At 39.4% G+C, this 20,450-nt stretch carries 21 protein-coding genes; 16 read left to right on the top strand and 5 right to left on the bottom strand.

The window, feature by feature from the left end; all coding sequences use genetic code 11:
• Window positions 1-317 precede the first annotated feature (317 nt).
• The 7 genes from ACE1CC_RS18960 to ACE1CC_RS18930 all read left to right on the top strand — a co-directional run bounded on the left by ACE1CC_RS18960 (window position 318) and on the right by ACE1CC_RS18930 (window position 4,848).
• Window positions 318-536: a hypothetical protein gene (locus ACE1CC_RS18960; protein ID WP_413271989.1), complete on the top strand. Its 219-nt coding sequence runs from the start codon at window positions 318-320 to the stop codon at window positions 534-536.
• Window positions 536-904, top strand: coding sequence for a hypothetical protein (locus tag ACE1CC_RS18955; RefSeq protein WP_413271988.1), 369 nt, complete (start codon window positions 536-538; stop codon window positions 902-904). Before ACE1CC_RS18960 ends, ACE1CC_RS18955 begins: the two co-directional genes overlap by 1 nt.
• Window positions 905-984: 80 nt before the next feature.
• The gene (locus ACE1CC_RS18950; RefSeq protein ID WP_413271987.1) at window positions 985-1,569 is read left to right on the top strand and encodes a 50S ribosomal protein L25/general stress protein Ctc; all 585 of its coding nucleotides are present in this window, start codon (window positions 985-987) and stop codon (window positions 1,567-1,569) included.
• Between the two features lie 224 nt (window positions 1,570-1,793).
• Window positions 1,794-3,323: a bifunctional aminoglycoside phosphotransferase/ATP-binding protein gene (locus ACE1CC_RS18945; protein WP_413271986.1), complete on the top strand. Its 1,530-nt coding sequence runs from the start codon at window positions 1,794-1,796 to the stop codon at window positions 3,321-3,323.
• A 165-nt stretch (window positions 3,324-3,488) separates the two neighbouring features.
• Window positions 3,489-3,767, top strand: a complete 279-nt coding sequence (locus tag ACE1CC_RS18940; RefSeq protein ID WP_413271985.1) for a hypothetical protein — start codon at window positions 3,489-3,491, stop codon at window positions 3,765-3,767.
• A 12-nt stretch (window positions 3,768-3,779) separates the two neighbouring features.
• Entirely contained in the window at window positions 3,780-4,568 is a 789-nt protein-coding gene (locus ACE1CC_RS18935; RefSeq protein ID WP_413271984.1) for a YdcF family protein, read from the top strand.
• 52 nt (window positions 4,569-4,620) lie between these two features.
• Complete coding sequence (locus tag ACE1CC_RS18930) at window positions 4,621-4,848, top strand: hypothetical protein (RefSeq protein ID WP_413271983.1); 228 nt, start codon at window positions 4,621-4,623, stop codon at window positions 4,846-4,848.
• A 102-nt stretch (window positions 4,849-4,950) separates the two neighbouring features.
• Here the strand turns inward: ACE1CC_RS18930 and ACE1CC_RS18925 are convergent, their stop codons facing one another.
• Together ACE1CC_RS18925 and ACE1CC_RS18920 are read right to left on the bottom strand one after the other, a co-directional pair.
• Window positions 4,951-5,175 carry a ferredoxin-thioredoxin reductase variable chain gene (locus ACE1CC_RS18925; RefSeq protein WP_413271993.1) on the bottom strand — a complete coding sequence of 75 codons (225 nt, stop codon included), beginning with the start codon at window positions 5,173-5,175 and terminating at the stop codon, window positions 4,951-4,953.
• 440 nt (window positions 5,176-5,615) lie between these two features.
• Window positions 5,616-6,731 (bottom strand): sulfate ABC transporter substrate-binding protein, encoded by a 1,116-nt coding sequence (locus ACE1CC_RS18920; protein ID WP_413271982.1) that lies wholly within the window; start codon window positions 6,729-6,731, stop codon window positions 5,616-5,618.
• Window positions 6,732-6,991: 260 nt separating this feature from the next.
• On the opposite strand from ACE1CC_RS18920, the gene ACE1CC_RS18915 reads away from it, so the two are divergent.
• From ACE1CC_RS18915 to ACE1CC_RS18905, 3 genes are all read left to right on the top strand, one after another.
• A complete protein-coding gene (locus ACE1CC_RS18915; RefSeq protein WP_413271981.1) occupies window positions 6,992-8,401 on the top strand; it encodes a hypothetical protein in 1,410 nt (469 codons plus the stop codon).
• A gap of 208 nt (window positions 8,402-8,609) precedes the next feature.
• Window positions 8,610-9,791, top strand: coding sequence for an aldo/keto reductase (locus tag ACE1CC_RS18910; protein WP_413271980.1), 1,182 nt, complete (start codon window positions 8,610-8,612; stop codon window positions 9,789-9,791).
• 51 nt (window positions 9,792-9,842) lie between these two features.
• A complete protein-coding gene (locus ACE1CC_RS18905; RefSeq protein WP_413271979.1) occupies window positions 9,843-10,586 on the top strand; it encodes a superoxide dismutase in 744 nt (247 codons plus the stop codon).
• Window positions 10,587-10,627: 41 nt separating this feature from the next.
• On the opposite strand, the gene rsmG is transcribed toward ACE1CC_RS18905, so the two are convergent.
• Window positions 10,628-11,386, bottom strand: coding sequence for a 16S rRNA (guanine(527)-N(7))-methyltransferase RsmG (gene rsmG, locus ACE1CC_RS18900; RefSeq protein WP_413271978.1), 759 nt, complete (start codon window positions 11,384-11,386; stop codon window positions 10,628-10,630).
• Between the two features lie 3 nt (window positions 11,387-11,389).
• Window positions 11,390-12,091, bottom strand: coding sequence for an ABC transporter ATP-binding protein (locus tag ACE1CC_RS18895; RefSeq protein ID WP_413271977.1), 702 nt, complete (start codon window positions 12,089-12,091; stop codon window positions 11,390-11,392).
• Between the two features lie 250 nt (window positions 12,092-12,341).
• On the opposite strand from ACE1CC_RS18895, the gene ACE1CC_RS18890 reads away from it, so the two are divergent.
• Genes ACE1CC_RS18890 through ACE1CC_RS18875 form a run of 4 tightly spaced genes read left to right on the top strand, consistent with a single transcriptional unit; the run spans window position 12,342 to window position 14,832 of the window.
• Entirely contained in the window at window positions 12,342-13,382 is a 1,041-nt protein-coding gene (locus ACE1CC_RS18890) for a Sll0314/Alr1548 family TPR repeat-containing protein (RefSeq protein WP_413271976.1), read from the top strand.
• A gap of 14 nt (window positions 13,383-13,396) precedes the next feature.
• Window positions 13,397-13,843 carry a DUF3531 family protein gene (locus tag ACE1CC_RS18885; RefSeq protein ID WP_413271975.1) on the top strand — a complete coding sequence of 149 codons (447 nt, stop codon included), beginning with the start codon at window positions 13,397-13,399 and terminating at the stop codon, window positions 13,841-13,843.
• An 8-nt stretch (window positions 13,844-13,851) separates the two neighbouring features.
• The gene (locus tag ACE1CC_RS18880) at window positions 13,852-14,283 is read left to right on the top strand and encodes an NUDIX hydrolase (RefSeq protein ID WP_413271974.1); all 432 of its coding nucleotides are present in this window, start codon (window positions 13,852-13,854) and stop codon (window positions 14,281-14,283) included.
• 21 nt (window positions 14,284-14,304) lie between these two features.
• Window positions 14,305-14,832: a dual specificity protein phosphatase family protein gene (locus ACE1CC_RS18875; protein WP_413271973.1), complete on the top strand. Its 528-nt coding sequence runs from the start codon at window positions 14,305-14,307 to the stop codon at window positions 14,830-14,832.
• 142 nt (window positions 14,833-14,974) lie between these two features.
• Here the strand turns inward: ACE1CC_RS18875 and ACE1CC_RS18870 are convergent, their stop codons facing one another.
• Window positions 14,975-15,388, bottom strand: a complete 414-nt coding sequence (locus ACE1CC_RS18870; protein ID WP_413266976.1) for a response regulator — start codon at window positions 15,386-15,388, stop codon at window positions 14,975-14,977.
• 485 nt (window positions 15,389-15,873) lie between these two features.
• On the opposite strand from ACE1CC_RS18870, the gene ACE1CC_RS18865 reads away from it, so the two are divergent.
• Both ACE1CC_RS18865 and ACE1CC_RS18860 read left to right on the top strand, forming a co-directional pair.
• Window positions 15,874-18,795, top strand: coding sequence for a GAF domain-containing protein (locus ACE1CC_RS18865; RefSeq protein WP_413271972.1), 2,922 nt, complete (start codon window positions 15,874-15,876; stop codon window positions 18,793-18,795).
• Window positions 18,796-18,982: 187 nt separating this feature from the next.
• Window positions 18,983-20,446 (top strand): methyl-accepting chemotaxis protein, encoded by a 1,464-nt coding sequence (locus tag ACE1CC_RS18860; protein WP_413271971.1) that lies wholly within the window; start codon window positions 18,983-18,985, stop codon window positions 20,444-20,446.
• Window positions 20,447-20,450 lie beyond the last annotated feature (4 nt).

Here is a 20,450-nt window from a genome sequence, read left to right as displayed (position 1 = left end):
AATCTTATTTAATCGTAGGGTGTGTTAGGCACGGGCGATAAATTCAGCATTCCAATCCATCAATAAATTCCCGTGCCTAACGCACCGTTCCCTGGTTTGTAACATTTATGAACATTTTTCCCCATTAACCCGAAAGAGCCGGATGGATTATTAAAGAATTAAAAAAAGAAGGAATCTCAGCGGAAAGAACAATAGGAGGAAGTCCAAAAGGTGATATTTTCATAGTCAGTAAGGAAGATGTACTACGAGTTAAACAGTTACTAAGCAGTTGGCAAAATAAGTTTAATGCTTCAGTAATCGATCGGAAAAACACAATAATGGATGAGTGTTATATTGAAGTCAAAGCCTGGACGACAAAAAAGATAGATTCGACTAAAGCAAAAGAAATTCGTGACAAAAATAGTGTGGCAGGAGTTGTTACTACAGGAGGAATCACTAAACCAGCAAAAGAAGTGTTTGATGAAGCGGATATAGCTTATGTGGAGTATTTCCCTGAAGAAGAATTGATGCAACCTGAAGCAGAAGAGAAAGGCTAATGTTGGATATCATTTTCTATTCATCAAATGAACGGTCTCCCTATTATGTCGAATTATCGGAAGATATTTTCGAGTGGTTAGCTAAATCGGAATTTGCCAAAATAGGAAAATCTGTAACTAGGAAAATGCTGATAGATGGAGAAGAAGAAAAACTACCACTCGTTAAGTTAAGTAAGTATAACCGTAAAAAACTAAAGGATTTTTTCTGTGATGCTATTACTAGAGAAAGTGATGCTGTACTTAAGCAGTTAGGAGAATCTCCTTCTAAGCAAGAGTATCAAGATGCAACTTATCGTTTGCGGAAGTTTCTAGAATTATTAAATTTTATTGAAGATGAAAATTACGCATATCTTCAAAGGGTAGTATAAATGGTTTGAGCGAATATATTTTTAAATATTTGCTCTGAAAATTTGATAAAATCTGTATATTAAGAACCCGATCGCGCAATATGGAACTCACAGTTGAATGTCAAAAGCGAACAGCAGAATCTAAACCTAATACTCTGCGTCGCAATGGTTTAATTCCCGCCGTTTTATACGGTCACAATGGTACAGAATCACTTGCTTTGACCTTGAACGCCAAAGCAGCTGAAATTTTAGTCAAAAAAGCCTCTCTGAATAACACGCTGATTGATGTGAACATCCCTGAAGCGTCTTGGAGTGGCAAAACTCTGTTGCGGGAAGTCCAAACTCATCCCGCAAAAGGTTTTATTTATCACCTCAGCTTTTTTGCTGTAGCGTCACAGAAGAGTTTAGAAGTAGAAGTACCTCTACATTTTGTCGGTGAAGCAGCTGGCGTAAAACTAAGTGGTGGAATGTTAGATCCTGTAATGACACAAGTGACAGTACAATGTCCTCCTGACAGCATTCCTGATGCCATTGAAATTGATGTTTCTGCTATGAATATTGGCGATGCGCTGCATATCCGGGAAGTACCTTTACCCGCAGGCGTTAAAGTAGTTGGAGATCCTAACCAAGTAGTTGTTAGCGTTCTTCGTGGTCAAGGTGGAACGGAAGAAGCATCAGCTGAGTAAATTTTGCTCAACTAAAGGTATGATTTGTTTACTAGACCAGGGTTCCATTCCCTGGTTTTTTTCTGTTTATGACTTGTAGGGTACGTCAGACCTAAAAACTTTAAATTAACAGAAGGTTTCGCTTTTCTGACGCATCTTATAAAGTTGTAAATATGTATGAATGGTGCGTTACGTTATCACTAACGCACCCTACAAAGTTTGTGATTTGTAATTTGTAGGTAAAAATGACTGAAACTAATCTGCCTTTGGTAATTCAAGAAATGTTAAAACCTGGATTTTATCCTCATCCAGTACAGGAACCAATTAAGTTAATTCAAACTCATGTTTCTTTTGTTTTATTGACTGGTGATTATGCTTATAAAGTTAAAAAAGCTGTTAATTTCGGCTTTTTGGATTATTCCAGTTTGGAATTACGAGAGCATTTTTGCCGCCAAGAATTAGAAATGAATAAACGTGGCGCTGCTGAGATTTATTTGGAAGTTTTGCCGATTACTCAAGGAGATAATAAGTTTGAGTTGGCGGGAAGTGGTGAAGCTGTTGAATATGCTTTGAAAATGTGTCAGTTTCCCCAAGATAATCTGTTGATTAATGTGTTTCAACAGGGGAAATTGACGGAAGAAATGGTGGAAGATTTGGGGAGGTTAGTGGCACAATTCCATAAGAAATGCCCAACTAATGATTATATTCTTTCTTTTGGAGAGGTTGGCAAAGTTCGTCAGGCTTTTGATGAAAATTATGCACAAACAGCGAAATATATTGGGTTAGCACAAACTCAAGAGCAATTTGATGCTACTAAAGAGTTTACAGATAATTTCTTTGCTACTAAACAAGAAGTTTTAGCTAGTAGAATTAAAGATCGTTGGATTCGGGAATGTCACGGAGATTTACATTTAGGAAATATTTGTCTTTGGCATGACAAAATTCTCTTGTTTGATTGCATTGAGTTTAATGAACCATTTCGTTTTGTAGATGTAATGTATGATGTGGCTTATGGGGTAATGAATTTTTCAGTGGGAAATCGTCCCGATTTAGCTAATGCTTATTTGAATACTTACTTGGAAGAAAGTGGTGATTGGGAAGGTTTACAAGTTTTGCCTTTATATGTGAGTCGTCAAGCTTATGTTCGGGCGAAAATTACTTCTTTTCTGTTAGATGATCCGGGTGTTCCTGTTGCTGATAAAGAGAGGGCAAAAGTAACAGCTAGTCAGTATTATAAAATGGCTTTTGATTGTACTAAACTGGGGCAGGGAAGTTTAATTATGATGTCGGGTGTTTCTGGTTCTGGAAAGAGTACTGTTGCGAAAAAAATTGCTCGACAAAGTAATGCTATTCACCTTCGTTCTGATGCGGTGAGAAAACATTTGGCTGGTGTACCTTTGTCGGAAAAGGGAGGGGAAGATTTATATACTTCTGAAATGACGGAAAAGACTTATAACAGGTTGTTGGAGTTGGGAATTTTGCTGGCTTCTGCGGGTTATTCGGTGATTTTGGATGCTAAATACGATCGCCAATCCCTAAGAAAACCAGTAATCGCAGCCGCAGAAAAACATCACCTACCTTTACAGATTTTACACTGCACTGCACCGGAATCAATTTTGCGCGATCGTCTTAACTCCCGCACTGGTGATATCTCTGATGCTACTGCTAACCTATTAACCAGTCAATTAGCTAATGCGGAAGCTTTCACGGAAGAAGAAAAAGTTTTTGTGAAAACTTTGGACACTACCCAGGATTTAACGGCACAATTAAACTAGGGAAATGGTTAAAGGGGAAAGGTAAGTTTAAAACTTTTCCCTTTATTTGGGGGATTTTTTTATGAAGCGCAGAGGACGCTCCAGGATAGTCCAGAAAAGAAAGGGAGGAGTTGGCAACTGAAGAAGATTCCTACATCTGCACTTAAAGTTAGTCTGTTTTTCTTAGTGGCTTTCTTGTTATTGGGAAAACCTTTAATTTGGAGTTTTAGTTTAGCCATTCTCGCCGGAATAGCTATGGGATGGATAATTACAGGGTGGCAAAGCAAAGAGTTACCTAATGCTCAAAAATTCACTGAGGAATTAGCCGACGTTAAGGAGGGTAAAGAGGAAAATCAAAAAGAAAATAAACCTGAGAAACAGCAACCAAAAAAATCTCGACACCAACCAAAAAAAAGTTGGTTTTTCTGGAAAAATGCGCGTCGTCCTCCCAAAAAAAGTCGTTAAAATTAAGTAAAAATGTTTTTGTTTTTCTCGAAGTTACTGCCAATTTTCTTTTACCCTTTAGGAATAAGTTGCCTGTTGCTGTTTGTAGCTTTAATTATGATTTGGCGACGACCGAAATGGGCAGCAGGGTTAATTTCTTTAGGATTGATTATCTTACTTTTCTTCAGTAATTATTGGGTTTGTACCGCCTTAATTAGGTCTTTGGAATGGCAAAATATTCCAGAAGATGAATTGCCAAATGCCGCAGCTATTGTGGTTTTGGGAGGTGCTGTTTTACCGAAAGTCCCCCCCCGACCTTGGGTGGAAGTTGGCGATGAGGGCGATCGCATCCTCTACGGCGCTAAATTATACCGCGATGGCAAAGCCCCAAAACTAATCTTGAGTGGTGGACGCATTGATTGGAAAAATACAGGTATTCCTGAATCAAAAGATATGGCAGAACTTGCCTTAGCTATGGGAGTTCCCAAAACAGCAATTCTGGAAGATCCAACTTCCTTAAACACTTACCAAAACGCTGTTAATGTCCGAAAAATTCTCGATTCCCAAGGCATAGAACGGCGGGTTTTATTAGTTACTTCCGCACTTCATTTGCCGCGATCGCAAGCCATTTTTAAGCGTCAAGGAATAGAAGCTATCCCTGCTCCCACCGATTTTATTACCATAGAACAAGAATCAGAAGAAATCACCTGGCAATCAGCATTGCTAAATTTTCTCCCCGACGTAGGAAGATTAGCCTATAGCACTCGTGCTTTAAAAGAGTATATCGGCATCTTCATCTACCGACTGCGAGGCTGGTTGTAGCGATTTTAGATTTCCAGATTTTAGAAGAGCAAAACTTTATCCCCTAACCATCATGTCAGAAGAATTAAGACGCATCATTCCGACTCCGCCACCACCAGCAGACGAAATATTTGCCGTTGTGCAGGTAAGCGGAGAGTTTTACCGAGAAGTACAATATCGCCAAGAATTTGAGCGCTACTGTCAATGGTATTACATGACAGCCGAGCGCCACCGACAAGAGTTAGAGCAAATGCGAGGAGAATTATGTATTTTCAGTTGGTTCCTCAGAGGTCGTCGCTAGCACAGGAAGGCAGAAGGCAGAAGGCAGAAGACTCCAAGGAAAGAAGGTTTTCTGTTTAGCTTTTTCTGTTTTCCACTGCTCAATCATTTCTGCCGTGCTGCGTTAGTCTACCAGTTCAACCTCATTTTCGCGAAAATGAGCTTTGAATTTTTTGTCAAACTTGACCTGTACAGGAAGGTTAGCACTCACAGGTCTACCTTGCCACTCATGTATGATCGCGACAATTTCCCCTTCCAAACCCTTGACATCAAAGGGTTGACCCTTATGTTGAGGATGATGGTAAACAATGACTGACTGTTTAACCCGAATGCGATCGCCAATTTTCATAAACTCCTGTGTTTCCTTTTGAGGTACCTTCACCATGACTTTTAGTTAATGAAGCAATCACAGGGTAGCAATGAACCCGATGACAGCTTGAATAAATAACGACTTTGTTAATCTTTGCACAGAAGCGACCTCAGATCGTTTCGGTCTAAATACTCATTGTTAGGTTCACACAGGAGTTTGACACTTACATAATCAATAGATTTAGTTGCTAATTACTAAGCTTGAGGCTGGTAGCAGGTAGTAGGAATTTCACTACCTAACTCAAGTTGCTAGTTATAAGTCTGGCTCTTTCTTAGCCCCCCTTATTAAGGGGGGTTGGGGGGATCAAAACACATATCACAGCCTTTAGATCCCCCCTAACCCCCCTTACTCAAGGGGGGAACAGGAAATAATTAATAACTAGCAACTTGCGTTACCTACTACCAAAAACTTATCTCAGATTATCTTCTACCGATCGCAGTTTGAATTTGATCGAACATAGCGCCATCAGCGAAAAACTGAGTTTGGGTGCCATTCCAACCTCCCAGTTGACTAACCGTAAATAAGTTGCTAATTCTAGGGAATTTGCTACTAAATTGTGCGGCTACGTTTGTGTTAACTGGTCGAAAACCCACCTGTGCAAAATCTGTTTGAGCTTCAGGAGAGAAAAGGTATCTGACGAATGCCTCTACTACCCTACGATTTTTATGTTTATCTACATTTCTATCAACTACAGCTACAGGGTTGTCGATCGAAATGTTAACTTGAGGAATAATGTAAGGTTCGGTTTCTCCCTGTTGTCTTGCTAAGAGAACTTCGTTTTCATAGTTTATCAGTACATCCCCTTGTCCCTGCTTGAAAAACACATCAGACGCTTCACGGGCATCTCTGGGCAAAACGGGTACATTTCGATAAACTTGAGTGACAAAATTACGTGCTGCTTGTTCGTTTCCCCCAGTTCTAACTACTGAACCCCACAAAGCTAAGAAATTCCAACGCGCCACACCAGAAGTTTTCGGATTAGCAGTAATTACGCTGACACCATTTTTGGCTAAATCTTGCCAACCTTTGATGCCTTTAGGATTACCTGGTTTAGTTACCAATGCTACTACTGACCTGCTAACGATCGAATTATTTGGTAATTTTCCTTCCCATCCCGGTTGAATTAATCCCGCTTGTTGAATGCGATTAGTATCTAACGCCAAGGCTAAGTGGACAACATCAGCCTCCAAACCATCAATTACCGCACGAGTTTGCGAACCCGAACCACCGTAGCTTTGTGTAAAGGTGACATTTTGACCTGTTTCCTTTTTCCAGTTCGCCACAAACTTGGGAATGATGCGATCGTAAGCGGATTTCGTCACTGCAAAGGAAACTAAGGTAATTTGTGCATTTCCCGGTTGTTGACTAACCGCTGGGTGAGACTGCAATACCCAACCGAAACTCAAACCGAAAGTTAACAGTAAAGCAAAAATACGAACTACAGGTAATTGGAACCAACGCTGTAACTTCATTCGGTTAGTCCCAATGCTGCTATAGCGCCGTCTTACCAACTCTAAAAGATGATCGTACCCCATTGATTAAAATCCCTCCCACATAAACTACGATAAATTAGTAGGAATACCGTAGTTAATAACCATAGATAAGAGAATTGCATAAAAGTCTTTGTAAAACAAGTACTAAGTAGTCTTGTTTTCGCTAAGGTTATGGAGGTAGCAGGTAATGGGTAATGGGTGGAGAAATTCCACTACCCACTACCCATTACCTACTACCCACTAGCAAAAAAGCAGCTTGAGAGTGCGATACTCTTTAAGTTGGCAATTCTCTGCACTGGGTTATGACATCAACTCTTACTCGCAAACAATCCCCGCGTCGTTTCCTTTGGTTGCAACGCATTCTTGCCATTATCGCTTTAGTCAATTTACTTTTAGTGTTTTTTGACCTAAGTTATATTTCTTGGCGCGACTTTTACTTCTGTCACTTTCCCGAAGTTACTCAATTTTATGACCAAGTAAAGGGTATTGAACCGCATCGAGATACTCAGAATTATCTTAAGCAAGTAAATCAATTAGAAGCATTGGTAGCAGCGGAAGGTTTGCAGTCGCCGGAAGTGGAAACAGCTTTAGCAGAATTACGTTTGTTGAGTAATCAAATGATTGAGGATAATCCTTTTGCGCTCGCTAATAAAAGCGGTTTGTTGGAGAAGATTAAAAATCAGATTCGCGATCGCCTCCTCCAAAATTCCGCCCATCAAGCTTTTAATACTTTTTGGAGTTCCGCATATTTTTACCAAGTGGGTTGGTCATCAGAAATTAACTTTTTTAATTCGGCGATTCGTCCCTTGATTGAAACTAACTATTATCGCCATATCGATACTAATAGTAAATTTGTCGATCGATTCTGGAAAATTGACCTACCGTTTATTATTTTATTTGCTCTCGACTACCTAGTGCGGACTTTTTCTATTAGTAGTCGTGACCCAAATCTCACTTGGTTAGAAGCCATGCTCAGGCGGTGGTATGACCTATTTTTACTTTTACCTTTTTGGCGGTGGTTGAGAGTAATTCCCGTATTAGTTCGCCTCAATCAATCAGAATTAGTTGATTTCAAACCGTTTAAAGCACAAATTAACCGAGATTTTGTCACTAATTTTGCTCACGAAATGACCGAAGTTGTCGGGGTAAGAATGATTGATGGAATGCAAAATTCCCTTAGCCAAGGTGCTATGGCAAAATGGATGTTTAATTCAGAAAGTCGCCGTCCTTATGTTGATATTAATAATACTAATGAACTGAGAGCGATCGCATCCCGCTTAATCAACCTCAGCGTCTACAACGTACTTCCCCAAGTTCAACCCGATATCGAAGCATTACTACAATACATCATTAAAAGCGCCCTCAACCAATCCCCCGTTTACAAACAACTGCAAAACATTCCCGGTGTCAACAAATTACCCAATCAACTAGCAGAAAATTTAGCCAAAGACATCTCCCAAACAAGTTACAAAACCCTCAAAGCTGCCATTGAAGATCCCGAAGTCGCCAAACTCGCCTCTGGGCTATTCACCAACTTTGAAAAAGCTCTAGAAGCAGAATTGCAGAAAAAGCACAATCTCCAACAAATCGAAAACTTACTAGTAGATATGCTTGAAGAAGTGAAAATCAATTACATCAAAGATATTGAACTAGAAGGCGTAGAAAAAACCTTAGATGAATCTTCCCAGTTGCGCCAAATTATTCAACAGTAGCCATCTCACCTGCAAAAATTTTGTTACATTAAGTAGGTAGATGTAAATAAAGTGAAAACCAAGGCAGGCAGGATGCCTACCCCACAAGAGTTACAGCTTTCTTGTGGGGTAGGCATCCTGCCTTCCCCATCCTCATATAACTATTATCACTTTATTTATTTACACCTACTTATTTAAAATAAATCCAAGAGTTGTGAGTTAACCAAGAATGCAGTATCGACGCTTTGGAAGAACTAATATTTCCATGCCTGTGTTTTCCTGTGGCGGAATGAGATATCAATATAAATGGAAGGATGTCCCCGGCTGGAGTATTCCTGGGGATAAACAAAAGAACTTAGAAGCAACAATTCGTCGTTCAATTGAACTAGGAATTAATCACATTGAAACCGCCAGAGGTTATGGCACTTCCGAATTACAATTAGGCAGAATTTTACCCAAATTTCCCCGCCAGGAAATCATTGTTCAAACTAAAATTGGCCCTAGTGCCGCTCCGCAGGAATTTGCTAAAACCTTTGAAAAATCACTCAGTAATTTAAAATTAGAATATGTCGATTTACTTGGAATACATGGCATTAATAACGCCGAATTACTCGATTACACAATTCGTCCCGGTGGCTGCTTAGAAGTAGCGCAAAAACTCCAAAAACAAGGCAGAGTTAGGTTTATTGGTTTTTCCACTCATGGGCCAACAAATATTATTACTCAAGCCATAGAAACCAACCAATTTGATTATGTCAACCTCCATTGGTACTATATCAATCAAAATAATTGGTCAGCCATAGAAGCGGCGAGAAAACATGACATGGGTGTATTTATTATTAGCCCTTCCGATAAAGGCGGACAACTTTATAACCCACCCCAAAAACTTGTAGATTTATGTTACCCTCTTAGTCCAATGGTATTTAATGACTTGTTTTGTTTAAGTCATTCCCAAGTCCATACTTTAAGTTTAGGTGCAGCTAAACCAACAGATTTTGATGAACATTTAAAAACCTTACCTTTGCTAGATCAAGCTGATGAAGTTTTACCGCCAATTTTAGCAAAATTGGAAGCAGAAGCAATTAAAGTTTTAGGCGAAACATGGGTAAAAACCTGGCACGTAGGTTTACCTTCTCAAGAAGAAACTCCCGGTAATATTAACATTCCGGTAATCTTATGGCTGCGAAATTTGGCGCTAGCTTACGATATGTATGATTATGCTAAAATGCGCTATAACTTATTAGGAAATGCTAGTCATTGGTTTCCGGGACAAAAAGCCGATCGAGTTAAACAATTCGACTTACGCCAATGTTTAATTAATAGTCCTCATGCAGATAAAATTCCGGCTTTGTTAGCAGAAGCACATCAGTTATTAGGTGGAGGAGAAGTTAAACGCCTTTCTCAAGAATAAATATTTTGAAAATGCGTTTAAACTGAGAAAGTGAAAGAGTTGGTAGTGCTTATGATTCTCAATCGTCGCAATTTTTTGGTTTTAGCTGGAAGCAGTATTGGTGCGGTGACTTTGGGTGCTTGTCTAGCATCTGGAGATAATATTACCACCGCAGAAAGTGAGACGAATGTAGCACAAAACACGGGGGTTTTTACACTGCCACCTTTACCATACAGCTATGATGCTTTAGAACCGCATATTGATGCGCGAACGATGCAATTTCACCATGATAAACATCATGCAGCTTATGTGAAGAATTTGAATGATGCGATCGCCAAATATCCTAACTTAAAAGGTCAAACCGTTGAACAATTACTGCGAAATATGGACAATATACCACAAGATATTCGCACCACCGTTCGCAATAATGGCGGCGGACATTATAACCATAGTATGTTTTGGCGAATCATGAAACCAAATGGCGGTGGAGAGCCCACAGGTGAAATTGCTACTGCTATTAATAAAGCTTTTGGTAATTTTGCCGAATTCAAACGACTATTTAATCAGTCTGGTAGCAGACGTTTTGGTAGTGGTTGGGTTTGGTTAGTTCGTAACCCCGATGGTAAATTAGGAGTAATGAGTACTGCTAACCAAGACAGTCCATTAATGGAAGGAAAATTTCCCATTATGGGTAACGATGTTTGGGAACACGCTTATTATTTGAAATACCAAAACCGTCGCGCTGACTATTTGGATGCTTGGTGGAATACCCTAAACTGGGATGAAATTAACAAACGTTTTACCGCCGCAACTTAAATAATGTAGGGTGCGTTAACCAAGGGTGTAACGCACCATTTTTACTTTGGAAATTTCACCTTTTTACCTGGTTCAATAACTGCGACTTTTCGCAGATGCAAACAATGACGAATGCTGTTACTAATTGGTGTGGTAAAAGGATCGATTAATTCGATCGCACCTCCCAAACTCAATAAAGTCGATCGCAAATCTACCGCTTCTTCCTCCGTCCAATTACCACGATACAGAATTGCCAACCCACCAACTTTGAGAAATGGCAAAGCATATTCCGCACAAACTAAAGCCGATCCAACTGCGCGAATTACCGCAATATCATAAACTTCTCTATATTGAGATTGCTTGCCCAATTCTTCCGCCCGACCTGTTAAAGTGGTAGCATTTTTAAGTTCTAATTCGGAAATCAAACTATCTAAAAAAGTCAATTTCTTGCGAGTCGAATCGAGCAAAGTTACCTGCCAATTTGGTTGAGTAATGGCAATGGGTACACCTGGAAAACCTGCACCAGTTCCGATATCAATTACTTGGGGATTGGGGATGACAGGCAAGATGCCTGTCCTACAATCTAATTCTGTCTTACCCAAAAATCGGGAAATTCCCCGCAAAGAATCCCAAAGATGTTTTTCCCAAAAATCAGTCGGTTCAGTAATTCGCGTTAAATTTAGTTGGCGATTTCCTTGACAAATTAACTCATAAAGTAATTGAAATTGGCTTAATTCCCCATTACTCGGTTGCCAATTTAAGGTTTTCTGCCAGAGTTCGGACATTTCCGGCAGTTGTGGCGTTTCTATTGAATTACTCATTGCTTACTTAACAGTAATTGTTCCCCCTTGTTCCTCAGCACTCCTGCTTTTGGAGTTTTCAGTTCTCAGTGTAGCTGGGTCAACGGATATTAATTCGCCATGATTTAATGTCCAACAGCGATCGGCTATTGCTAACAAATCTCCCGCATCGTGAGTCACAACAAATAAACTTAAATGTTTCTTTAATTTTGCTAACAAATTCACCAATTGACGACGCATCGACCAATCTAACCCAGCAGTCGGTTCATCCAACAATAATAAATGCGGCTGACGAATTAACTGCACTGCTAAAGCCAAGCGTCTCTGTTGTCCACCACTTAAAGAATGTGGGGAAGTTCCTAATGATAAATGAGCTAATCCCACTTCTGTCAATGCTTCCTGAACTCGCTGGGAACCTAATTCTGGATGTCCCAAGCGCAATTCTTCCAAAATAGTACTACCACAGAAATAACGTTCGGGAAACTGAAACACTAACCCAGCTAATTGTTGCAAATGTTCAGGTGTCAATTCCTGATCTCGCCACAATACCCTGCCTGATGTGTTTTCACTTAACCCAGCCAACACTTCTAATAAGGTACTTTTGCCGGAACCACTAGGCCCGATCACTAACCCCATTTGCTGCGGTGCTAATTCCAGGTTAATGGATTTTAAAATCGGTGTTGGGGTAGCTGTGGGGTGATAACTAAGTTCTCGAAGATAGAGCATTCAGTAAAAAATATGAACCATTCTGTCATCATTGTGGCATAAGGGGGATTGGGGGCAGAGGGGCAGGGGAGCAGGGGGGCAGGGGAGAAAGTTTTGAGTTTTAAGTTTTGAGTTTTAAGTTAAAGAGTTTCCTTGTCTCCTTGTCCCCTTATCCCCTCTTCTCCTCTGTTCACTCGCAGGAACAGTATGATTTAACTTTGCGTCTTGGCTTTGGCATTATTCAGAATTAAGGTTTAGAAGGAATGAGGTGATGAGAGAGATGTTTTCTATTCCTAAAAAATTTTTTGCTGTTAGTGGGTTATCATCGAGTAAGTGTCGATCGCTCATCGGTTCGCTGATAATGGCTCTCAGCTTATCAGTAAATTTAGCGATGGCGGGAGATCCTTTCCGCAGCAATAACCCCAAACCTATAGGGGAAAAGACCTCAGCTGCTTTTAATGCTGTGTTTCGCGAGGGAAATTACAAATCAGCCACAGAAATTTATTTGCCGGAAGCAGCAGTGGAAGAACCTGATGAACCACTGATTTATGCGATGAAAGCTTCTATGGTTTACACTGATTGGCAAAGTGATAAGAAAAATCAAGCTTTGTTGGACTCTTTTAAATCTTACGCTACCAAGACCCGTGAAACTGCGGAAAAATTAAAGGCGATCGATCCCTTACGTGGTAATCTTTACGTAGCTGTTAGTCATGGTTTGGATGCGGCTGCGGTAATTACGGAGAAGGGAACCCTCAGCGGCGCGACTGAAGCTTTAGGTAAATTACAGGAGGTTTACCGCAATTTAGATGAGGCGGAAAAGATCGCACCGGAAGATCCAGAGTTTAATTTGCTCAAAGGTTGGTTAGATTTATTAATTTCGGTAAATTTACCTTTTTCTAATCCTGAATTGGCAATTCAACGTTTGGAAAAAGCGGCTCCTAGTTATTTAGCTTATCGCGGAATTGCTGTGGGTCGTCGAGATTTGAAACAATATGAGCAAGCACAGGAATATGTCGATCGCGCTTTGCAGGAAACACCGAACAATCCAGAGTTAAACTATTTAAAGGCACAAATTTTAGTCGATGCCAAGCAAGACCAAGAAGCGCAAAAATATTTTCAGTTAGCTTTGGCTAACTCGGAACAATTACCAAAAGAAATGGTGGCGCAAATTGTCCGCGAACAATGCAAAAGTCAAAATACTATCGATCGCACTGAACAAAACAAACGCAATTGTAGCGCGATGCGGAATCAGGTCAGAGCAATGGCAGGAAAATGGGGGCCTAGTTTGAGTCAGTTACCTAAATTAGATTAGTTGAGATTGAAAACATGAAAATAGAGTTTCGGGAGTTCGATCCTTTTGATTTATGGATTTGGTTACAGTTCCCAACTGTTCCTAGTCCCAAGGAAAAACAGTACATTGAAGAAGTTTTTGATTCCTGGTTTTTGTTAGGAAAATTGGGAGGTTTTAATGCCGAAAATCTGCAAGTTCAAGATACTGGTATAGATATCAGTTACATGGATTATGACCAAGGTGCTGCTGATGAAAGTTTCATGGCCCTGATGCACAATATGAGTGAGGTGGAATATCAGGGAACTTGGGCGCGTTGCTGGTTTGATTTGGGTACTAGTGATGCGATCGCTCTTGATGTTTTAGTCAATGCTCTGCAACAATTGAGTAAGGAGTATGTCACCATTGAAACTTTATTTGTTGGAGGCGAAAATAAAGATTGGCCTGTAACTAGACAACGGGAAGCTAGCGTTTACGATAACTAATTAAGTTTATGCTCAAAGAGGGTGAAATTCGGGTTTTAGCTTTGGGGATCGTTCGCGATCTCGCCCAGCGCGTTTTTCTGTCCCAAGGTTTTGACCCTGACACAGAAAAACACTTTTACCGCGCTATGGGTGGCGGTGTCGAATTTGGCGAAACTAGTGAAGCTGCCTTAAAGCGCGAATTTGACGAAGAAATTCAGGCAGAATTAACCAATATCAAATATTTGGGTTGTCTGGAAAGTATTTTTACTTTCAATGGTAAGCAGGGACACGAAATTTTATTCGTTTATGAATGCGATTTTGTTGACCCTAAATTTTACCATTTGTCCAGCATCAATTTCCCTGAAAAGAAACGCCAAAAAACTGCTCTCTGGGTAGAAATTGAAAAGTTCAAATCGGGAGAATTAAAGCTAGTTCCCGAAAAATTTTTAACTTATTTATGAAATGGATTTTTAGGATAATCAATGATTAATCAGTTCAAAAAGCTATTAGGAATGGAACCCCAATCTACTACTGATGATAATACTACCAGTAGGAAAAAGCTGTTTTCTGTAGATTGGGTAATTCCGCAGAAATTAGCAATTGGTAGATTACCTCAAGCAGGTGATGGGGAACAACTGCTCAAAGCCAAGATTAAAACAGTACTTTCCCTTTGTAGCGAACAAGAAGGAGTTTTACCAGAGGAAATTACCCAAAATTTCCAATGTTTCCGCGTAGTTTTACCCGATCGACATTACACTACAGAAATGACAGCAGAACAGTTAGCTGAAGCTGTAGATATCGTTCACCAAAACATCCAAAAAAACACTCCCATATTCGTTCATTGTTTAGCCGGAATTGAACGTTCCCCAACAGTTTGCATCGCCTATCTATGTAAGTACCGCAAAATGGAACTTTGGGAAGCAGCTAACTGGCTAAAACAAGTGCATTCTAGCTCACTTCCTAATGATTCAGGATTACGGGCTATTCGGGAATTACTTCAGCAAAAATAGCAGTGTCAACCAAGTCTTACCCTTGCCAAAATCCAAATTTAACCTGAATAAATTTTGCATTTGAGGAGGAGTATTCACAAAAAAGCTTTTTCCTATTTATCCTAATTCAAGAAAGCTTCCTTTGGCTAACTAACTAACCGAATTAAGCTTCTCCGGGGACTTCTGCTGCTAAATTTCCATTAACAAACTTTTCCACTACTTGCTGTAATTGCTGAGCATCAAAAGGTTTAGTTAAATATTCCGTAGCACCCGCTAAACGTCCTTGTACTTTATCAAAAAGTTTGTCTCTTGCCGTCAACATAATTATTGGTAAATCGCGGAACTGCGGTAAATTACGTACTGTTCGGCAAAATTCTAACCCATCGATTCCAGGCATTGAAACATCGAGTAATAATACGGAGATCTTTTCGTGGTAAATCAGTGCTAAAGCATCAACTGCATTGCTAGCTACTATTACCCGATAATCTCGCCCTAAAGCTCTTTTAATCATCTCTTGCATGACGACGCTATCATCCACCGTCAGCACTGTTGAAATATGGCCTAAATTTGAAGACATACCTTCTATCTCCCGTCTTCGAGTTGATGGTTGTACCACAACTTTAACTTGTTTCTCAAGTAAACCTTAGTATTATTTTATATACAATTGTAGTTGATTATTTAATATGACTACAATAGAAATAACTATTAAAAATTTTAAGCATAAATTTTTGTAAATACACCTAAAGAAAGATTAAATTTAATTTAAATTAATACAGCGTGTTATTAAAATAATTTTAAGAACCAAACTATAATACTGGGCTTGTTGATGGGCATGATAAAGAATAAACATACTTGGTAAATTTAGGCAAAGGGCAAAGGTTTAAATTGGAAGTTTAGCTAAAGTTATACTCGGTAAAAGGTTTGTGGAACGTTAGTGTAAAAGAAATATAAAAAAATCACTCAAGGGACGATCGAGCTAAGAAAAATAAAAAGATTTTTATAGGGCAACCCATACTAAAGAAGAGATAGGTTAATTATTATACATTCAAGGGGGCACAAAAGATGAAAGCATTGTCAGGAAATCGGACAGCACAGAAACTCTATAATTTGAGCCATATCGAGTATGAAACAGATAATAATTCTGAGGCTGATTTCGACGACCTGACTAGTCTAGCAGCTTATATTTGCCAAACTCCAATTGCTGTGATTAGGTTGCTTAAGGGTAAAAAACTGTTACTAAAATCAAAATTGGGATTGAGTACAACTGAAGCCCAACAATGTGAAGATTTGTGCGCTTTTACCACCCATCAAACTGACCTACTAGTTATTCGAGATACCTTAGCCGATCGCAGGTTTGCCTTGCTTAGAGCAGTACAGCTAAATCCCAAAATTAGATTTTATGCGGCTGTTCCTTTGGTGACAACTCAAGGTGTAATTTTGGGTACTTTATCTGTAATGGATTATGTACCGCGAGAAATTTCTCGGCAAGTTTACCGAGCATTTCAAGCTTTAGGTCGTCAGGTTGTGAGGAAACTGGAGTTACGGAATCAACTCTGCCTCCAAGGTCATCAATTAATCAAGGTTAAATCAATGCCATCAAAAGCACCTTGGGATGTAGCTAAAATATTTGAAAGCATTACTGATGCTGTTATTGCTTTGGATCGCCAGTGGCAAATTACCTATTTAAATTCAAGAGCCGAGCAGATGTTTCCGCACGCTCAAGAAGAGTTAGTGGGGAAAAATTTTTGGCGGGAGTTTCCGGGGATAGAAGATTCAAATTTATTTACAGAATGCCAGAGGGTACTAGCTCAAAATGTAACGGCTCATTTTGAAGAGTTTTACTTACCGCTAGGTATTTGGTTAGAGGTGAGAGCTTGCCCTTATGATGATGGTTTAATAATTTATTTAAGGGATGTGACAGCGAGGAAACAAGCAGAGGCGATGTTAATGGAACGATCGCGCCTCTCAGCTTTTAGCGCCGAGATTGGTATTACTTTAGGACAGGGTGGTAATTTAACAGAAATCCTCAACCGTTGTACGCAAATAATGGTAGATCATCTGGATGCTGCGAGTGCTTGCATTTGGACAGTCAACCCCGGAGCAGAAAATTTGCAATTGCAAGCGGTCGCTTTTGCTGCTAATTGTGCTTTTCCTCAGTCGGGAAAACAATGTTTTACCGGAGAAAGGGAAGACTTAACAGCTTGTAATTGGCTACATCCTGATAGTTCAATTGTTGATTTTATTCTGCAAAGTCACCAACCTTACTTAAATAATAAAATTCAAACTCAAGACTCGCTAGGTGTAAAATCATGGCTGCAAAAAATCGGTAGTTGTAGTTGTTCTTTGCTGAAAGCTTTTGCTGCTTATCCTTTAATTGTGGAAGACCGTTTAGTGGGAGTAATCGGGCTTTCTAGTCGCCAAAGTTTCAGCGAAGAAGCACATAGTATGCTGGAGTGGATGGCTAATGCTATTGCTGTGGCGATCGATCGCACTTGGGCAAGATCGGAATTACTTTCTCGCCGGGAAACTTTGCTGTTTAGATTAGCTAGCCAAATTCGGAATTCCTTAGATTTGGATACAATTTTGGGAATTGCAGTAAATGAAATTCGCAGTTTATTACAAATCGATCGCTGTCATTTCTTGTGGTGTTGGCCTCACCCAGAAAACCCAAGTTTAACTGTAACTCATGAAGCTTGTCACCCCGATTTACCTAGCTCTTTGGGTGATTTCCCTAGCGAAAAAGTCACCAATTTAGCCAGAAAAATTTTGAATTTAGAAACAATTTGGATTGACAATATTAATAATGCAAATAATTTAGATGACCAAACGCGATCGCTTTTAAATAGTTTTGCTATTACTTCACAATTATTAATTCCTTTACAAACCCATTCTGGTCAATTAGGTGCAGTAGTATGTAGCCATTGTAGTGGTGCTAGACCTTGGAGTAATAGCGAAGTTGAATTACTCAAAGCAGTGGTGGATCAGTTGGCGATCGCGATCGATCAAGCCGAACTTTTTGCCCAAACTCGTGCCGCTGCTTTTGCTGCCCAAAGTCAAGCCCAACAACTGAGTCATGCTCTACAAAACCTCAAACAAACCGAAGCCCAGTTAGTACATACAGAAAAAATGTCTAGCTTAGGGCAAATGGTAGCAGGTATTGCTCATGAAATCAACAATCCCGTTAACTTTATTTACGGCAATTTAGACCATGCCAATGGTTATATTGCCGACCTCTTAGGACTGCTACATTTATATCAGCAATATTATCCAAATCCCGTTACAGAAATTACCGAAGAAGCGGAAAATATTGACTTAGAATTTCTTAAAGAAGACTTACCAAAATTATTAGCTTCCATGCAGGTAGGTACAGAACGGATTCGGCAAATTGTCCTATCTTTAAGAAACTTCTCTCGGTTAGATGAAGCGGAAAAGAAACCAGTAAATATTCATGAGGGAATTGATAATACTCTACTAATTTTACAAAGTCGTCTCAAAGGTGGACAAGGTAAACCAGAAATTCAAGTAATCAAAGAATACGGCAATTTGCCTGCAATAGAATGCTATGCAGGACAACTAAATCAAGTGTTCATGAACATTATCAGCAATGCGATCGATGCCTTGGAAAATGTCCCAGAACCGAGAAAAATTACTATTCGCACTTCCGTAATTAAAAATCACTTTGATCGTCAGTTGTGGGAAGGCGAAAATAGTTTACAGGGCGATTATTTATTAGAAAATAATGATAATTTCCACATAGTAGTAGTGAGTATTGCTGACAATGGGCTAGGAATGACGGAAGAAGTGAGAAAACGGTTATTTGACCCATTTTTTACTACTAAACCTGTAGGAAAAGGAACTGGATTAGGTTTATCAATTAGCTACCAAATTGTAGCTGAAAAACATGGTGGTCAATTGAGATGTAATTCTGCACCTGGAAAGGGAGCGGAATTTGTGTTAGAAATTCCGGTGTTTATTGGTGAGTAGGAGTTAGGAAACAAAAGCTGAGATTGAAGAAAAGCGATCGCACTGTTCAAAATAGCTAAAATGCTAGTTTAGAAAAATCTGGTCGGGAAATTTAAATTTTCTTATAGATTTTCGCTTCTGTGCAAACTGACAAATTCTAATGGGATTAATAGAACTATAGTTCTCACCTGTTTTGGAGTGACTGTCAATGTTAAATTTTAGCAATCTCAAGCTTAGAGGACGCATTCTTTTCGGATATGGAGTTCCTTTATTGCTGACACTTGCTGCAACTACAGCAGTTATTATTAACGCGCAAAAAGTAGAACAACAAGGAATAGCAAGTGAACGAGGTTGGTCGCTGGTGCAAGATAGCGATCGCTTAGAGTTAACATTATACAAACGACAGTCAATGATTCGCGCCTATTTACTAACAGGCGAAGAACGATTTTTGCAGCAATATGAAGCAAGTGTCAGCGAATATAATCAACACCTTAAATCTTTAGAAACAGCAGTGCAATTCTCCACTCCTGAGCAAGCACAACGATTAGAAAAATTAAAGAGTCTGGGTGAAAAAATTTATCAAGCTAACCTAGCAGTATCTAGACTAGTTAAAGCAGGTAATTATAACGCAGCTATCAAGGTATTTTCCGAAGGTCAAATATTACCTTTAGTTGAACAAGCCGCACAAATACTTAAAAATTTGAATAGTACCGAAGATAAGTTGCAGGAACAGCGAGACAAAGAAGGCGCTAATGCTATGCAATCTCTAATATTAACAGCAATCTTTGGTACGCTTGCTGCTATAATTATGGCAGTATTAATTGGTTCTTGGTTGGCTTCTCGAATTACCCAACAAGTAAATGAAATTGCTAATAATATTGCCAGTTCTTCTAGAGAAATTGCAGTTACAGTAGAACAGCAAGAACGAACAGCTATTCAGCAATCTAGCTCTGTCAATGAAACTACAACCACAATGGATGAGTTGAGTGTATCTGCACAACAATCTGCACAACAAGCTCAAACTGCGGCGACTGGTGCTCAACAGGTTTTGTCATTAGCAGGAGAAGGCAACCAAGCAGTAAATCGTACTCTAGAAAATATGTCGTTATTGGCTAATCGTGTTAATACTTTAGCTGAACAAATCTCAGTTTTAAATGAGCAAACTAATCAAATTGGTACTATTTCAGGACTAGTTGCAGATTTAGCAAATCAAACTAATATGTTAGCATTAAACGCCGCAGTAGAAGCAGTTCGAGCCGGAGAACATGGTAAAGGATTTGGCGTTGTTGCTACAGAAATTCGCAAACTTGCCGATCAAAGTAAAAAATCAGCCCAGAAAATTAACCACTTGGTAAACGCTATTCAATCAGCGCTTAATTTAACAATTATGGTGACAGATGAAAGTACAAAAGCTACTTTCCAAGGTACTCAAATAACTGAAGAAACCGCAGAACTTTTTAATCAAGTGACAACAGCAATTAATGATGTTGCAGGAAGTGTACAACAAATTTCCATGAATGCTAAACAACAAGCTATAGCTGTGCAACAGGTGGTAAGTGCGATGAATATTCTGAATACAGCAGCTAGAGATAATGCTAGTGGTATTACTCAAACTAAAGTGAGTACTCATCAATTAAATGAAGCGGCGCAAAATTTAAAGGCTGTAGTGTAGTATT

Origin of the sequence: Floridaenema aerugineum BLCC-F46, from assembly GCF_041929345.1 — a bacterium.
Lineage (GTDB): Bacteria > Cyanobacteriota > Cyanobacteriia > Cyanobacteriales > Aerosakkonemataceae > Floridanema > Floridanema aerugineum.
This window is presented reverse-complemented; position numbering and strand designations above follow the sequence as displayed.